This window comes from Sphingopyxis sp. H073 (assembly GCF_001468395.1).
Classification (GTDB): domain Bacteria; phylum Pseudomonadota; class Alphaproteobacteria; order Sphingomonadales; family Sphingomonadaceae; genus Sphingopyxis.
In genome coordinates this window covers 70,877-86,014 of the sequence record NZ_LNSG01000002.1, presented here as the reverse complement: position 1 = coordinate 86,014, position 15,138 = coordinate 70,877, and the positions used below count along the sequence as shown (strand labels likewise).

The following is a 15,138-nucleotide window of genomic DNA, read 5'->3' as shown; positions in this document are numbered from 1 at the left end:
GGCGCTCCTCACCAGTCGCGGCTGATCGTGACGCCGAGGAAACGCCCGACAGCCGAATAGTTGGTTGAATCGAAAGGCGTGTCGCTAGCGGATGCGACTGCCGTCATATCCGGCTTGGCATTGAGGATATTGAGCGCATTGACCGATATCTCGGCGAGGCGTCCCAGCTTCGCGCGTGCGGAAAGATCGAGCGTCGTGACGGGCGAGACACTCACCGGAACGGCGCGCCGCCGATCGGTTACGCCGCCCGTGAAATTGGCGAAGGCGGCCAGTGTGAAGCGCTCGCCGCCGAAGGTCGCGCCGCCACGGGCGCGAAAGTGCGGCGAATTGAATATCGTGCCCGCCAGATCGATGTTCGGAAGACCGGGCAGCAAGCGCTGCCGGCTGTCGAGCCAGGTGGCGTTGGCGGTAAGCGTCAGCGTCTGCTTGCCAATCGGAGCCCGGTAGCGGATCGCCAGATCGGCGCCTTCATAGCGCTGCGCGGCGATATTCCGGTCGCGACCGTCGATGATCGCAATCACCGTGGCGGGATTATAGGGCCCGCTCGTTCCATTGCCGAGCGGATCGGCGGCGCCGGCGATTGCCTCGGCCTGCGACGCGGCCGACGGGTTGAAGGTAATAAAATCAGCGTAGAGCGGATTGGTCAGCGTTCCGAGCGGTGAGCCGAAGGGTGGCGCAACCCTGTCGCGATAATCGATCCGGAACAGGCTGGTGACGATCTGGAGTCGCGGCGACGGCCGAAATGTCGCGCTTAAGGTGATATTCTCGGACCGCTCGGGACCGACGTCGGGATTCCGGCCGCCGATGTAGATGTAGGTCGAACCCGCTGGGAACATTGTACCGTAGCCAGTGACGGGCAGCAGCACCGGCGTGTAGCCGCTGAATTGCTGGTTGAGCGTCGGCATCTTGAACGACCGGCCCCATGATAAACCAATGCTTAGTTCTTCGGCCGGCGCATAAACGAAGCCCAGCTTGGGAACCACGATGCTCCCGGCATCGGAGTAATCTTCGAAGCGAAGCGCCGCAGTGATCGACGCGCGGTGGGCAAAGGAGAGGTCTTGAGCAGGACTTGCCAACGGCAGGAAGAACTCCCCATAGGCATAGAGATTGTCGCGGCGTCCGGCGAAACCACGGCCGTTGACCTCCGCGACGAGCCGGTTGCGACGCCAGCCGCCGCCGGCGGCGAGCCGCACATCGCCGGCGGGTAGCGCGAAGATCGCGCCCTCCACACCGGCTTCGACGCTGACACTGCGATTGTTGAATATGCGAATGGGGCGCGTCGCCACCCCGTTGGTGAAATTCTGCGTCTCGCCATAGGTGTTATCGCTGCCGTAGAAGGCGGAGATGCGCGCGGTCCAACTGCCACCGATCTCGGCCTCGAGCGTCGGGGCGATTCCGAAGGTTTCGAACTCATTGGTGACAATCGTACCGCGCGTCGTGATCGGACGGTCCACGATAAGACCGCGCACCGAAGTCATATCGCCGCGCTTGTAGATCGCGTCGGTCTTCAACTGTACGCCGGCAACCACCTGCTGATGAGCGCTCAGCAGAAAACTATGCCGCTTGAGCTCCGGGTAGAGTGTCGAGGCGGGGTTGCTGCTCGCTGCATAGCTGCGATTGCGCGCAAGGATCGCGCTATTCTCGAAATAGTCATAGGCCGCAAGGAAGCCGCCACCGGACCATTTTGCGCCCCCGAGCAGCCCATATTGCTGCTGAAAATTGCCCCCGTCGGTCGATCCGCCGAGCCGGGCACTCGTCGTGATTCCTTCATAATCCTTGCGCAGCAGGATATTGACCACGCCCGCCACCGCGTCGGCGCCGTAGATCGCCGACGCGCCGTCGGTGACGATCTCGATCCGTTCGACCGCCGCTGCCGGAATCGCACTCACGTCGATGGCGCTTTGCGTGCCGCTGTAGGCAAAGCGATTGCCATTGAGCAGCGTCAGCGTTGCACTCGGCCCTATCCCCCTGAGGTTGAAGGTCGAGGCCCCATTGACGTTTCCATTCTCGTTCGCGACGCCCTGACCCGACCCGATCCCGGGATTCTGCCCGCCGCCGAAATTCTGGGGCAGGCTTCGCGCCACCTCGCCGAGGTCGGCATGACCCGCGTTGCGAATATCCTCGGCACTGATGTCGATAACCGGCGCGGCGGCAGGAGCGCCCGCGATGCGCGACCCGGTGACGATGATGACTTCGGGCTCGCCCGCGGGGATGGCCGGAACGGCGGCGTCGCTCAGGATAATGACCGACCGGCTCTCGAAACGCGCCGTGAGGCCGCTGCCGGCGAGAAGCGCCTCGATGGCTTCGCGCGGCGTGAGCTGACCCCGCACGGCGGGCGCCCTCTTCCCTTCGATGTCCTGCGCGCTGACATAGAGCTCGATATCGGCGAGCGCGGCGGCACGGCGCAGTGCATCGCCCAGATCCTGCGCCGGAATATCATAGGATTGGCGCGGCGCCTGCATGGCCTGCGCGCCTTCGGGCGAAAGCAAGGCTGCAGCGCCGACGAGCAGCGCGGCCAGCGAACGGGATTTAATCGACATTTTCACTCCCCCAATATTCTCGGCCGTGCATCAGGCAGACGGCCAGTGGGGGTGCGTTGACGGGAAGATAGGAGCGACCTTAGTCGCTCGGTGAAAAAATTATCGACGGCGGAGGTGGATGGCGTCAGACCTCCGTTCGACGGCGAGGCCGAACAATATGGCGATCCGTTCGGCAAATGCCTCGGTCTGGCTGATATGGAAGCGACCCGACACTTCGCGTGCGGCTATGTCGGTGTCGTCGATCACGATCCTCACCGCGGCGTAGCGATTGGCTTCGGCGACGAGCGCGCCGAGTTTGATCGATCGATACTCTGCCCACCCTTCGGTCCAGTCTGGCTGAATGACGGCCGCCGGCGCCGCGACAGGCTCCAACCGGCTACCGGGCCCATAGGCGAGGGCGCTTCCTGCCTTGAGGGGCATGGTCTGCTCGACGTCTGCATCGGCGCGCACCTCTGCTGCGCCGCGGCGCAGCGATGCGACCACTCTCCCCGATGCGGCGAGACTCAGATCGATTTCTGCATCATTTGCCGTCGCCCCTCCGTGCCCGGCCTCGATCCGGAGTGGGACATCGCCCGGCGCGACCGACAGTCGGACCCGGCCCCTCACGAGACGAACGCTTCGTTCGCCATGCGAAAAGGCCACGTCGAGCCGGCTGTCGGTGTCGAGCGTCGCGCGCGAACCATCGACGAGCCGGAAGGTGCGGATCTCGCCGCGCTGCGTCTCGAGCGGTTCGGCGGCAAAAGCCGTCGCGCCGCCGCCTGGCTGGCCGGGAAAGGGGGCGCCCGCAGCCCCGATCGCGATGATCAGGAGCGCGAGCGCGGTGGCGGCCGCTCCCCATGTGAACCAGCCGCGCATTCGACCACGGCGCGCCTCGGCATGCGTCGTTCCGTGGCGCTGTGAAGTCTTGAGGATCGCAAGCGCAGCCATCCGCTTTTCGGCGCGCCGATAGGCTTCGCGATGCTCGGTTGAGGCCTGCAACCACGCGTCGAACTCGTCGCGCAGCGCCTCCGCATCCTCGCCGCGCATCTTGACGAGCCACGCGCGCGCGACCTCGTCGGCCGGATAATCGTCGTCGACGGCCTTGGTCATTTCCCGCTGTCCACCACCTTCGCGATCTGACCGAGCGCCTTCATCATATGATATTCCACCGTCGCAATGCTGATGCCGAGCTGTTCATGTATCTCGCGATAGGAAAGTTCGTCCACCCGGTGCATCAGAAAGACGCGGCGCGTCTTGAGCGGCATTGCGTCAACGGCCTTCTCGTAAAGCTCCAGAAGGTCCGCCGCTTCGAGGTTCCATTCCTGCGTGGCCGGGGTCACGGCATCGCTCTCTTCGCGCAGCGAAAATAGAGCGATCGGCGCAGACTTGCGGCGTCGCGCCCGGTCGATCAGCAGATTCTGAGCAATACGGCGAAGAAAGCCGCCCGGGTTGACGAGGTGATGCCGTTGCTCGCTTCCCGCTGCCCGCGCGAAGACTTCTTGAACCAGGTCGGGTGCTTCCTCGGGGCCCGCCTTGCGGCGCAGGAAATGAAAGAGCGACGAGCGGTGCGCGCGATACATTGTCTCCAGATCCTGTCCGGTGACGGGCCGATGTTCGACCGGTGCCGGGCGATCGTCGGGATGCACATGACAGGCCGACGACACCGAAAAGGGGTGACGCAGCGGAGCGTCGTCGCAGCAGGTACAGGAAGACACAGCAATTGTTCCGAGGGCACGAGCAGAGCCATCCCGCCGTAGCCGGATGCCCGTCTCCCAGTGCTGTGCCGCCGTTCGGTCGCTTGTGCGATCCAGGGTCCGGTTCGGCCGCCGGTCCGGTCAAGGACTGGCGCATATAATGCCTGGCGAAATAGTCCGCGCGAAAGCTGCCAGCAATGCTCCAGCGCACCCGAATCATGTCAATTGCGGGCGGCTGTGACAAGCAAAAGCGTCGATCAGGCGATTGTACGTCCTCAGGACTGGCGGCCAGGGTGCGCAGCGAGCGTGCGTGCATAGGAAGTGGCCTCGCGCGCGCGCCGCTCATGATAGCCAAGCAGGAGGCTCCGCATCTCGGTCTGCAGCGCGGCATCGACAATGGCGGCCTCGAGCAATTTATATTCCGCCTCGACATCGCCAAGGATCGCGGCGTCGAAATGCCGCGACAACTGGAGCCGGTCACCGATTGCGGCGATGCTCGCGACGATCTCGGAATTGGATGATCGATCCGCGACCGCGAGGAACAGGTCCGCGATGCGTTCGGGATAAGGCTGATCGGCGCTCACCGGCGTAGCCAGCCGATTTGGCGCTGTTGCGAGCGCGGCGAGCTGCAGGATCAGATGCAGCTCGAGCAGGTCGCGAAACTCGGTCTCGGTGAGGCGGTGGACATGGAAGCCTTCGCCTGGCGTGAAGTCGACCATGCGCTCGCCGTTGAGGCGATAGAGACTGTCGCGAACCGGGGTCATGCTGACCCCAAGGTCATCGGCGAGGCGCGCGGCTTCGATCCGGGCGCCGGTCGCCCATTCGCCCGTCATCAATCGGCGCTTGATCGCTTCATAGGTCGGCTCGAACACATGCGCGGGACTCATGCGCCTGCCCTTTCGGCGGCGGCGAAGGCGGAGACCGCCTCGGCCTGGTCGGGGCGCAGCGCGTCGATCGCGCCGAGATGCGCGGGCCTTTCGTCCGTCAGCAAGACCGAAGGGCATTGGCCTTCATAATTGCCGAGATTGGGGCGATGCTGCGCATAGCCCGCGAGCGCCGCCAGCTCGGGCGGAAAATGTCGCGCCACCTCGGGCGGATAGGCGAGCCACAGATTCTCATAGGGCTTGAGCCAGCCAAGGCTGTAGCTGACCAGCACGCCGCGCCTGACCTCCTTGCTGAGGTTCGTGCCTGCGCCATGCGCGGTCGATCCGAGGAAACAGATCGCCGATCCCGGTTCGCATTCGGCGAAAACCGGCTGGCCTAGATCGGTCTTTGCCATTCCTGCCGCTCCATGACTGTTCGGGAAGATGCGCGTCGCGCCATTCTCCTTCTTGAACGGCGTGAGCGGCCAGAGGATATTGACCAGATATTCCTGGGTACCATCGGCGCCGCGCCACATATCCTGATCGCGGTGCGGAAACTGCCGCACTTCGCCCGGATGGATTTCGATCGCCTGGGTGAGGTTGAGCTGTATCCGGTCGCATCCCGATCCGAGAATCGTCTCGACCGCGGGCAGGATGATCGGGTTCATCACCAGCGCGGCCATATGCTGCGATCGCTTGAGCAGGCTGCCGAAGCGCTTCGTGCGGCGACCATAGAAATTGCCATCGCAGAAGGGCGTCGCGTCGAAGATCGGGTCGAGATCCTTCGCCAGAGCGTGGACGCGGGCGATCGCCTCGTTGCGGACGATGCAGTAGCCGGTGCGGCGCAATTCCTCGACCAGCATCGCGCTGACATCGGCTTCGGTGAGTTCCTTCTTCATAGCGCTGGCTCCCCGCCTTCCTCAAATTTGAGCATGAGCGGCGCATAGGTGCCCGTTCGTTTCAGGCCCGCGAGCGTGTCTTCGTCGATCGAAATGTTGAGCGCGACGATCCTGCATGCGTCATCTCGGTGGACGGGCCCCAGCGTGCGGCACGCCCAGCCGAATTTGCTGATACTATGGTACCAGCCCGCCTCGGCGATCCCGACATAATCGCTTATCCCGTTGTTCAGCGCATAGTCGGCAAGCGCGGTCACGAGCTGGTTGCGTGCGTCGCGGCGTTCGACGGGCGTTTGCGCCGGGTCGAGGCAGAAGCGGCTGATCTCCCACACTCCTTTGCTGGTCGGCGCGCCATCGGCGCAGAGATGCGGATAGATGTCGCCGAGAAGATGCGGCGCCGTAGTCGGCAGGAGCCGCGCCGAAGCGCGATGACGCAGATCGTCGGGGTCGAGCAGGATCAGATAGCGGGCGTCGGGCGTGTCGAACTGATCCAGTTCGAAACGGCCGTCGAGGACGGGCAAATCCCATTTGAGCTGGTCGATGAAGACCTGCTTTCGCGCGGCAAACATGCCGCGTAGCGCGGCATCCCCGGGCGCGCCCGGCGCCCGCGTCGATTGTGCGATCATGATGATTCCTTGGCTGTGGAGCCGGAATCAGACCATCGATCCTGCGCGGCGGCTATGCCCATTTCTGGGCAAGGATTTTGCGATTATGTGCGGCGCGCTAGTTTGGCCGCCACCAGTCGTAGATGTCCGAGAAGCCGATCAGTCCGTCGAACAGCGCGCACAGAATCAGCATCGAGCGGCAATGAACCGAATAGCGGTCGCGCGCCATCTTCAGGTGCCGGACCACCGTCTCTTCGCTGATCCCGAGAATGTCGGCGATCTCGCCGGCGGTCTTGCCGCGCGCCGACCAGAGCACGCATTCGCGTTGCCGCTCGGTGAGTGTGGGGCGTGGCCGTAGAGGAGAAGAGCCGATCAATTCGCGCGCCGAAGCGATGGCGATGGCGCCGAGGATTTCGGCGGCGTGGAGCATCTCTGCCGGAATGGCTGCATGGGGACCGACGGCGAAAGAGCAGGTCCCCGATGCCTCGCCGGGCAAATGGCGAGGAACCGTGAAGCCGTCGCCGACACCGCTCTCGCGCGCGACGCACAGCAATTGGCGGTCGCCGCGGCTCAGCGGAATATAGCGGTCGACATGGCGCCATTCGAAGCCGGTCAGCGACCGCTCGCTGGCGCGGCGGATCGGATCGGTACCGCTGAGGTCGAAGCCGACATAGACCTTGGCCCAGGCGTCGGGATAATTGTGCACGAGGATCGAGGCCGGATCGCCGGTTCCGCGCCGATCGAAGGCAAGCGCGAAATGGTCGAAGCCCATGCGGCCCGCTGCATTGGCCAATGCGGCGAAGAGCTGATCTTCCTTGTCTGCGCCTGAAATCTCCTGTGCGAGTTCCTCTGTCAGATGATAATGCTTCACATCGTTCATCGGCCGCCGGCGCGTTCCCGACCCGCTCGCCTGCGCTCCGCTCCAACTATCGCCGCGAACCTCTTCCATTTCGGCGCGGGCGAACGGGGGATTTCCGACGGGTCCTCACGCCCTGTCCAGCCGCTGTTCCCGCAGCCTGGCGCATGGCGATCGATCGGTGAGTAAGATGTAACAGCCTGATAATCCGGGTAAAGAGCTCGGAGCCGACAATTGGCCCCGCTTCTGGATCTATCGCCGCTCGGGAATGGGCCCTTTCAAAGCAGCGAGGGCGCATCCGCAGGCGGCGCCTTGCGGCTGAACCAGGGGACATCGGTGCGCTCGACGGCGAGGCGATCGGCAGGATATTTCGCGACCAACGCCATTGCCTCTTCGGCCGGTGCATGGAGCCATCTGTCATGGTCGTCCGGATGCAGGATGACCGGCATCCGATCATGAATATGGAACAGTTCCTCTGTCGCATCGACCATGACGCCCGTATAACAATCCCCCCATTCGTCGGTCGGCCGCCAGAGTCCCGCCCATGCGGCGAGCGGCTGGTCGGTGACGCTGATCCAGGTTCGCGTCATCTTGCCCTCCTCGCCTTCGGCTTCGGCAAAGGAGGTGAAGGGAATGAGGCAGCGGTTCGCCGGGTTCGTGAACCAGGGGCGCCAGAAGGACATCAGCTTGTCGTCGCGCGCATTGTTGACCGGCTTGGGTTTGCTCGTCGGTTTCATATGTTTGAGGCGCACCGGAAAGCCCCAGGTCATCGCCTGTACGATGCGCTCGCCGGCATCCTGCCGCACCACAAATCCCTGTCCGCCGGGATAGACGTCGCCGGTACCGGCATTGGTCGGTTTCGGACGGCGGGCCTTGAAGTGCGATGCGACCTCGTCGACCGACGATTTCAGCGTCACCAGATTGCACATGCGGCGGCTCCTTCAGGCCGCCCCGAGCAACGCGTCGAAATTCTGCTGGATCGGCGGCATGATGCTGAAGCTACCCTTGGGGAAGCGGCGCAGAATGTCCAGCGGCGGGCGCGTCCCCATCAGCCAGTCGAACCAGTCGTCCGGATCGATGACCGCGACGTGGCGATCCTTATAGGGTTCCAGATCGTCATAGGCCGGCACCGTGAGCGCGGCGAAGCTGTCGGGCCAGTCGCGCCCGCCCGGGCGCCACACCGCGGCAATGCAGAAGAAGGGTTCGTCGGAGATGAGGCTTGCCGCGTAGATCGTCTTGCCGCGCTTCACCAAACCGAACTCATTGGCCAGAAGCAGGCACGGGCGGTCGATGATCGCCGTCTCGGACTTGAGGAGCGGGATCTGGAAGATATCGGGGTCGCGCGACGGGAGGCCCCAGTGGAGTTCCTTCTCGCGTTCCTGGTTGCCGTCCCAAATCATCACGCGATGGGTCTTGCCGATACCGCCAAGGGCGTCGTCATTCTCAATTTCCATCGGAGAGTCTCCTGCTTCTAGGCCCGGAAGCGGCTGAGCGCCCGCTTCCATTCCCGCTCGTCGGGCATGGGCAGCCGAATATCGTCCTTGCTCGGTTTGACCAAGTCGAGGCGGATCGGCCGAATGCGTTTGCCGGTGCGGGCCTTGCACCGCGCGCACCAGAATTTGTCGCGCGCCTTCCAAAGATCGTCATCCCACATCTTGCGCTGGAATTTCCACCATAGACCATAGGGATCGAAGGTCGCGCTGTGCCCGCAGCGGCAGACCGGCTTGACCGCCTGATACCAGGCCGCGGCCTCGAAGAGGTGCGTCGCACGCCGCCCCCCGTTTTTCGTCCAGCCGCCCACGTCACAGGGAAAGCCCGAGCTGGTCGGAGTGGGCCGGCTCTTCGCCCGTCACGCTCTCGACGATCACCCGCGCCAGCTCGAACGCCGCTTCGACGCGGATATGGCTGGTGGGTGCAGTCAGGCCGACGCGCGCCCACCCGGGGGCGGCAAGCAAGGTTTCGGCGACTCGGGCGGTATCGATTCTGTCCATGCCCATATGAGAACATAGGAAGAACAACATGGCAAGCCCGCTGCATGCGCCGGGGCCTGTCCATGATCGCCGGTCCCGCGGCCGCAGGCGACCGCGGGCGAGAGCGAGGGTTGCGGCATCGCGTGACGGGCTGGGTGCGGCGAGAGAGGCTCGCCGCCGGTCCGCCGCGGAGAACCGAAATGAATCAATATGCAAAGCTTCGCTGCTTCTGCCGAGAATCCGGTGGGAGGATCGCGGCATGAAACTGCTCACCCCCGACATCACCGCCGCGCTTGCCGCCAATTGCGCCGCCCGGCGCGATGCGATCGCGCGTGGTGCGCGCGAGCCCGATCCCAAACCCGTGGTGCGCTTCTTCAGCCCTGTCGGTGCCGCCACCTGGCTCGCAACCGAAATCGATGCCGATGGCATCCTGTTCGGTCTTGCGGATCTGGGGTTCGGCTGTCCCGAACTCGGCAGTTTCTCGGCTGCCGAACTCGAAGCGGTGCGGCTGCCCTTCGGGCTCGGCATCGAGCGCGATCTGCACTTCGAAGCGCGCCATGCGCTGTCGGTTTATGCCGAGGCGGCGCGCGCCGCGGGCTCGATCATTCTCGGTGAGCAGCGCCTGCACGCGGCGGCGCGCCGGCTCTCGGGCCGCGGCTGAGGCTGAGGGCTTGTTCGGGGCTGCCGGTGGCGGCCCCGTTCGAGGAAGAGGGAAGCCGGGGCTTCATGACGGGTTTCAGGAGCCGGGAGAGTGTCTCGCGGCGGCCCGTCATGGAGAAGGCCCATGGCCAAATCGCTTCCGAAAATCACTCTCGCCCCGTCGCGCGACATTCCGCTCGACCGCTTGCGCCTGTCGCAGTCCAATGTGCGGCGCGTGAAGGCAGGCGTATCGATCGATACGCTGGCGGCGGACATCGCCCGCCGCGGATTGCTCCAGAGCCTCAACGTGCGGCCGCTGCTCGATGGGGAGGGTAAGGAAACGGGTCAGTTCGAAATTCCGGCCGGCGGCCGGCGCTTTCGCGCGCTCGAACTGCTGGCGAAACAGAAGAGGCTCGCGAAGGACGCGCCGATCCCCTGTGTGGTCGGCGGCGCGGCCAATGATGTGCTCGCCGAAGAAGACAGCCTCGCCGAAAACAGCTTTCGCGAGGCGCTGCATCCGCTCGACGAATTTCGTGCGATGCAGGCGATGGTCGACAAGGATGCCGGCATCGAGGAGATCGCCGCGCATTTCCGCACGACCCCCGCCGCCGTGCGCCAGCGCCTGAAACTCGCCGGCGTGTCGCCCAAACTGCACGCGCTTTACGCCGAAGAGGCGATGACGCTCGATCAGTTGATGGCCTTCACCATCGCCGAGGACCATGCGCGGCAGGAGGAAGTCTGGGATCAACTCGAGCACAGCTTCAACAAGTCGGCGACCTGGATCCGCCAGAAACTCACCGAGAACAGCGTTCGCGTGGGTGACAAAAGGGTCGGCTTCGTCGGTCTCGACAAGTATCTCGAAGCGGGCGGCGGCATCGCGCGCGACCTGTTCGAAGCCGATGGCGGCGGCTGGCTCACCGATCCCGCGCTTCTCGATCGGCTCGTCGACGCCAAGCTGAAAGCCGAAGCCGCGCGCATTCTCGCCGAGGGCTGGAAATGGGTGACGACCGCGATCGACCTGCCGTGGGACGCGACGCGGGGGTTTCGGGAGATCGACCGCGAAGAGGTCGCGATGACCGAGGCGGAAGCGGCGCGCGTCGCCGAGCTTGAAGCCGAAGGCGAGGAACTGGGCGCCGAATGGGCCGATGCGCATGACGTGCCGGACGAGGTGCATGCGCGGATCGAGGCGATCGATGCCGAACTCGGTGCGCTGGTCGACCGGCCGCTGATCTTCAAGCCGGAAGATATGGCGAGCGCGGGCGCGTTCGTTTCGATCGACCGCGATGGGTCGGTGCGCGTCGAGCGCGGCTTCGTGAGGCCCGAGGATCAGCCGCGTGAAGGGTTTGGCGAAGACGGCGCGTCCGAAGCGGGCGACGATGGCCGCTCTTCCGCGGACCGCAGCGACGACGGAGCCGCGAAGTCGGCGGATGATGCGGGCGGTGCGGAGGAACGGGGCGCGCTGCGGGCGCTTCCGGACCGTCTCGTCTCGGACCTCACGGCATGGCGCACGCTGGCGCTGCAGGACAGGGTTGCGCAGGACCCCGCGCTCGCCTTCGCCGCATTGCTCCACGTCCTTGTGCTCGGCTGCTTCTACAGCTTCAGCCGCGAGAGCTGCGTCCAGATCGCGGCGAACCGGGTCTCCTTTTCCAACGCTCCGACAGATTTGCGCGATTGCGCGCCCGCACAAGCGCTCGACGCGCGCGCGGCGGCATGGAAGGCACGGTTGCCGCAGTCGGACAAGGAGGTCTGGAGCTTTCTGCTCACCTTGGGTGGCGAGGAGCAGTCGCAGCTGTTGGCGCATTGCGCGTCGCTCTGCGTTAACGCCCAGGCCGAGGTCGTCCCCAAATATGACAATGGCCGTATCTCGGCGCACGGCGTCGAGCGCCGGATTGCCCACAGCCATGTCCTCGCGCTGGCCGCGGGGCTCGACGTGCATGGCGCCGGCTGGCGTCCGACTTCTGCAGGCTATTTCGGCAGCGTGACCAAGCCGCAGATCCTAGCCGATGTCGCCGAGGCGCGCGGCGACGAAGTTGCCCGGATGATCGGCCATCTCAAGAAAGCCGACATGGCCCGCGAGGCCGAGAGGCTGGTCGCAGAAACGACCTGGCTCCCGCTGCCGATGCGCACGCCGGGTCTGGACGACATCGATCCGGACAGCGGCGAAACGTCGGGGCCCGTCGATCCCGGCGAGAGCGATTCCGGCGACGCCGAACTGCCCGTCGCAGCCGAATGAGCCATCTGGCGGGGGATATTCCCCCGCCGGATATTCTTCTCGGCGCAGCGGCGATCGGGAACGTCACCTTTGACGGCTTGAGGCCGGCCACGGCCCGCAGCCCGGACGCTCACCCCGACCCTCGCTGACCCTGCGCCACCCCAACAGCAATGCAGCCCGTGCTCGCTCCTCTTTGCGGCCGCGCGCGGCTGCGCGGAGTCTCATCCATGGCACAGTTTCAAATCCTTTGCCCGCACTCGGAAGCCGACTGGCGGCCGGTCACGATCGAGTTTCTTTTCGCGCCTAATGGCGACCAGCAATATCTCTGGTCCTCCTTCGACGAAGCCGAAGCCGCGCGGAAGCAGCTTCTCCTCCGCGCGCCCGACGCGCAGCTTCGCATCGCGCTTGCCGGCGCCGACATCGGCGACGTCGACTGGCCGGTTCGCGAGAAGCTGCGCTTCGCCGACGGCACCTATGCGCCGACGCCCTGGCACGAGGAGCCCTGGTATCAGGAGAAGCACGACGAGCATTTCTGCCATGTCTCGACCGAGCAGGCGGGCAAGATCGCCTTCACCGAGAATGCCGCGAAGGGGCAGGTCGACCGCCAGCTTGTGATGTCGCCGGGGCGCTATCTTCATCGCTTCTTTTCGGCCCATCTCGACAACAATGCGATCGAAAGCTGGTGCGCCCGACTCTCGGTCCAGCTCGCGGAAGACGCGCTCAAGATCACGCAGGATGCCGACGAAATCGAGGAGGTCTATGTCGGCGGCCCCGGGAGCTGCATGTCGCACGGCGCGAGCGACTTCGAAAGCTACTGCCACCCGGTGCGTGTCTATGCCGGACCCGATACGGCGCTCGCCTATATCGGCGCCCGCGACGATGCCCGGGCGCGCAGCGTGGTGTGGCCCGAGCTCAAAATCTACACCAGCATCTATGGCGACGTATCGCGGCTCAAGCTGCTCCTCGAAAATGCGGGCTATGCCAAGGGCAGCCTCAACGGTGCGAGAATCCGGCGCCTCGTCGACGGCGGCAGCTTCGTCGTTCCCTATATCGATGCGGGCGATGACCTCGCCGACGACGGCGAATATCTCATCATCGGTCATGGTGAGATACCGTCCGAAAATACGAACGGTCTTGGTGATCGATGCTGGTATTGTCCGCGGTGCGACCGCGACGCGACGCCGCACGAGGAAGTGTATTTCGGCGACGGCTCGTCGGAAGAGTGGTGTTATAATTGCTTCACCGACCACACGATTTTCTGCGCTCACAACGAGCGCAGCTATAGCGATGCCGAAACCTTCATCAGCGTTTTCGCCGATGGCGACGAGCATGACGTGCTCGATGGTTATGTGGAGGCATTCGGCGCGGTCTATCTCGAAGATCGCGGCGAATGGTGGCTCGCGGCCTGCTGCCGGCAATGCGATGCTTCGGGCGACTGGTATCATGCCGCCGATCTCACCGAATATCATGGTGAATGGCTCAGCGCCGACTATCTGCCCGATCCTGTCGACGACGACGATCCGTCGCTCGCCAATGCCCATGTCCTCGCTCGCGACTGGTTCCTGTACGAAATGTCGGCGATCGCGATCGAGGTCGCCGAATGGCAGGCAGCCGGTGAGCGTGCCCGCGAAGAACGGCTGAGGCGCGAGCAAGAGGCGGCCGATCGCCTTCGCCTCGAAACGATGCAATCCCCGCCGCTCGAACCGTGCGCCTGCGGATGCGGCCACGGGCATTCTCTCGAAACGCCGGACTTGGCCGTTGGCCTCGCCCACGCCGCCGCAACGTCCGTGGCTGCGATGGCCATCGCTTGCCAGACAGGAGCCTGATCCATGACTTATGAGCTTGCAGGCCGCGCCGGCCTTCTCGAAATCCTGTCCTGGGCACGGCCCCATGACAGCGCGACCGAACGCGCCTTCTGCCGCGAATATCTCGATCCGGTTCCCGGCATGCGCGCCGACGGTTTCGGCAACCGGATGCTCTCGATCGGCGATCGTCCCCGCACCTTGTGGAGCTGCCATGTCGACACGGTCGCGGCCGTGGGCGGGCATCAGGCGGTGGGCGTCGACGAACATGGGATCGCGCAGCTGTGCGACGGCAAGGCGGGCATGTCGCTCGGCGCCGACGACGGCGCAGGGCTGTGGATCATGCTCGGCATGATCGCGGCCGCGCGCCCCGGCCTCTACCTCTTCCATCGCGGCGAGGAGCAGGGGTGCCTCGGCTCGCGCTGGATCGAGCGGCATACGCCTGAACTGCTCGCGGACATCGACGCGGCGATCGCCTTCGACCGTGCCGGGCTTGGCGATGTCATCACCCACCAAAGCTATGGGCGGACATGTTCCGATGCCTTCGCGACCAGCCTCGCGGCCGCGCTCAACCGTCAGAATATGGGGTTCCGCTACGCGCCCGACGACACGGGGGTTTACACCGACACCAACGAATATGCCGGCATCGTCCCCGAATGCACCAACCTGTCGGTTGGCTATCAACGACAGCATGGGCCGCGCGAGACGCTCGATGTCGTCCATTGCGAGCAATTGCTCGAAGCGATGCTCGAACTCGATGCGTCGCAGCTCGTGATCGAGCGCGATCCTTCCGTCCAGGAAGAGGTCGGCTGGTGGTTCGACCGCGGGCGCGGCCATGGCGATGATTTCGTCGAAGCGGTTGCCGATCATCCGGCGCTCGCGGCCTGGATGCTCGAGCAATGCGGCGTCAGCTACGATGATTTCCAGATGGCGCTCTGGGCCGAGGAAATGGACGATGACCAGGGTTATCGTCCGCTCATGCCGACCTGATGCGCGGCATCCGCCGAATAGCCTGCGGGCCGATACTGCCCGCCATGTTTGGATGGGCTTCGACGCCGCCTGTTCCGCGGCTCCCGCCGCCG

At 64.8% G+C, this 15,138-nt stretch carries 15 protein-coding genes; 4 read left to right on the top strand and 11 right to left on the bottom strand.

The window, feature by feature from the left end; all coding sequences use genetic code 11:
* Positions 1 to 8: 8 nt before the first annotated feature.
* The 11 genes from ATE64_RS03340 to ATE64_RS03290 form a co-directional block, all read right to left on the bottom strand.
* Positions 9 to 2,540: a TonB-dependent receptor gene (locus tag ATE64_RS03340; RefSeq protein ID WP_058455984.1), complete on the bottom strand. Its 2,532-nt coding sequence runs from the start codon at positions 2,538 to 2,540 to the stop codon at positions 9 to 11.
* Between the two features lie 99 nt (positions 2,541 to 2,639).
* The gene (locus ATE64_RS03335) at positions 2,640 to 3,629 is read right to left on the bottom strand and encodes a FecR domain-containing protein (RefSeq protein WP_058455985.1); all 990 of its coding nucleotides are present in this window, start codon (positions 3,627 to 3,629) and stop codon (positions 2,640 to 2,642) included.
* Positions 3,626 to 4,099 (bottom strand): sigma-70 family RNA polymerase sigma factor, encoded by a 474-nt coding sequence (locus ATE64_RS03330; protein WP_082657702.1) that lies wholly within the window; start codon positions 4,097 to 4,099, stop codon positions 3,626 to 3,628. The genes ATE64_RS03335 and ATE64_RS03330 overlap by 4 nt, the downstream gene beginning before the upstream one ends.
* Positions 4,100 to 4,488: 389 nt before the next feature.
* Positions 4,489 to 5,100, bottom strand: a complete 612-nt coding sequence (locus ATE64_RS03325; RefSeq protein WP_058455986.1) for a GntR family transcriptional regulator — start codon at positions 5,098 to 5,100, stop codon at positions 4,489 to 4,491.
* On the bottom strand, positions 5,097 to 5,975 hold the full coding sequence (locus ATE64_RS03320; protein WP_058455987.1) for a phytanoyl-CoA dioxygenase family protein: 879 nt from the start codon (positions 5,973 to 5,975) through the stop codon (positions 5,097 to 5,099). The genes ATE64_RS03325 and ATE64_RS03320 overlap by 4 nt, the downstream gene beginning before the upstream one ends.
* Positions 5,972 to 6,598 (bottom strand): acyl-homoserine-lactone synthase, encoded by a 627-nt coding sequence (locus ATE64_RS03315; RefSeq protein WP_058455988.1) that lies wholly within the window; start codon positions 6,596 to 6,598, stop codon positions 5,972 to 5,974. The genes ATE64_RS03320 and ATE64_RS03315 overlap by 4 nt, the downstream gene beginning before the upstream one ends.
* Positions 6,599 to 6,695: 97 nt before the next feature.
* Positions 6,696 to 7,457, bottom strand: coding sequence for a LuxR family transcriptional regulator (locus ATE64_RS03310; RefSeq protein ID WP_058455989.1), 762 nt, complete (start codon positions 7,455 to 7,457; stop codon positions 6,696 to 6,698).
* A 254-nt stretch (positions 7,458 to 7,711) separates the two neighbouring features.
* Entirely contained in the window at positions 7,712 to 8,362 is a 651-nt protein-coding gene (locus tag ATE64_RS03305; protein WP_058455990.1) for an SOS response-associated peptidase family protein, read from the bottom strand.
* Between the two features lie 12 nt (positions 8,363 to 8,374).
* Positions 8,375 to 8,887 carry a DUF159 family protein gene (locus ATE64_RS03300; protein WP_058455991.1) on the bottom strand — a complete coding sequence of 171 codons (513 nt, stop codon included), beginning with the start codon at positions 8,885 to 8,887 and terminating at the stop codon, positions 8,375 to 8,377.
* Positions 8,888 to 8,904: 17 nt separating this feature from the next.
* The gene (locus ATE64_RS03295) at positions 8,905 to 9,234 is read right to left on the bottom strand and encodes a hypothetical protein (protein WP_058455992.1); all 330 of its coding nucleotides are present in this window, start codon (positions 9,232 to 9,234) and stop codon (positions 8,905 to 8,907) included.
* Between the two features lies 1 nt (position 9,235).
* Entirely contained in the window at positions 9,236 to 9,424 is a 189-nt protein-coding gene (locus ATE64_RS03290; RefSeq protein WP_058456044.1) for a DUF6771 family protein, read from the bottom strand.
* A 238-nt stretch (positions 9,425 to 9,662) separates the two neighbouring features.
* Here ATE64_RS03290 and ATE64_RS03285 point away from each other — a divergent pair, with 238 nt between their 5' ends.
* The 4 genes from ATE64_RS03285 (at position 9,663) to ATE64_RS03270 (ending at position 15,046) form a co-directional block, all read left to right on the top strand.
* Positions 9,663 to 10,064 carry a DUF2958 domain-containing protein gene (locus tag ATE64_RS03285; protein WP_058455993.1) on the top strand — a complete coding sequence of 134 codons (402 nt, stop codon included), beginning with the start codon at positions 9,663 to 9,665 and terminating at the stop codon, positions 10,062 to 10,064.
* A gap of 123 nt (positions 10,065 to 10,187) precedes the next feature.
* Positions 10,188 to 12,275 (top strand): ParB/RepB/Spo0J family partition protein, encoded by a 2,088-nt coding sequence (locus ATE64_RS03280; RefSeq protein WP_058455994.1) that lies wholly within the window; start codon positions 10,188 to 10,190, stop codon positions 12,273 to 12,275.
* A gap of 206 nt (positions 12,276 to 12,481) precedes the next feature.
* Positions 12,482 to 14,080 (top strand): hypothetical protein, encoded by a 1,599-nt coding sequence (locus ATE64_RS03275; RefSeq protein ID WP_058455995.1) that lies wholly within the window; start codon positions 12,482 to 12,484, stop codon positions 14,078 to 14,080.
* 3 nt (positions 14,081 to 14,083) lie between these two features.
* Positions 14,084 to 15,046: a M28 family peptidase gene (locus ATE64_RS03270; protein ID WP_058455996.1), complete on the top strand. Its 963-nt coding sequence runs from the start codon at positions 14,084 to 14,086 to the stop codon at positions 15,044 to 15,046.
* Positions 15,047 to 15,138 lie beyond the last annotated feature (92 nt).

Coding starts and splice junctions, on each gene's coding strand:
- ATE64_RS03340 (WP_058455984.1), bottom strand. CDS start 2,540: ATGTCGATTAAATCCCGTTCGCTGGCCGCGCTGCTCGTCGGCGCTGCA.
- ATE64_RS03335 (WP_058455985.1), bottom strand. CDS start 3,629: ATGACCAAGGCCGTCGACGACGATTATCCGGCCGACGAGGTCGCGCGC.
- ATE64_RS03330 (WP_082657702.1), bottom strand. CDS start 4,099: ATGTATCGCGCGCACCGCTCGTCGCTCTTTCATTTCCTGCGCCGCAAG.
- ATE64_RS03325 (WP_058455986.1), bottom strand. CDS start 5,100: ATGAGTCCCGCGCATGTGTTCGAGCCGACCTATGAAGCGATCAAGCGC.
- ATE64_RS03320 (WP_058455987.1), bottom strand. CDS start 5,975: ATGAAGAAGGAACTCACCGAAGCCGATGTCAGCGCGATGCTGGTCGAG.
- ATE64_RS03315 (WP_058455988.1), bottom strand. CDS start 6,598: ATGATCGCACAATCGACGCGGGCGCCGGGCGCGCCCGGGGATGCCGCG.
- ATE64_RS03310 (WP_058455989.1), bottom strand. CDS start 7,457: ATGAACGATGTGAAGCATTATCATCTGACAGAGGAACTCGCACAGGAG.
- ATE64_RS03305 (WP_058455990.1), bottom strand. CDS start 8,362: ATGTGCAATCTGGTGACGCTGAAATCGTCGGTCGACGAGGTCGCATCG.
- ATE64_RS03300 (WP_058455991.1), bottom strand. CDS start 8,887: ATGGAAATTGAGAATGACGACGCCCTTGGCGGTATCGGCAAGACCCAT.
- ATE64_RS03290 (WP_058456044.1), bottom strand. CDS start 9,424: ATGGACAGAATCGATACCGCCCGAGTCGCCGAAACCTTGCTTGCCGCC.
- ATE64_RS03285 (WP_058455993.1), top strand. CDS start 9,663: ATGAAACTGCTCACCCCCGACATCACCGCCGCGCTTGCCGCCAATTGC.
- ATE64_RS03280 (WP_058455994.1), top strand. CDS start 10,188: ATGGCCAAATCGCTTCCGAAAATCACTCTCGCCCCGTCGCGCGACATT.
- ATE64_RS03275 (WP_058455995.1), top strand. CDS start 12,482: ATGGCACAGTTTCAAATCCTTTGCCCGCACTCGGAAGCCGACTGGCGG.
- ATE64_RS03270 (WP_058455996.1), top strand. CDS start 14,084: ATGACTTATGAGCTTGCAGGCCGCGCCGGCCTTCTCGAAATCCTGTCC.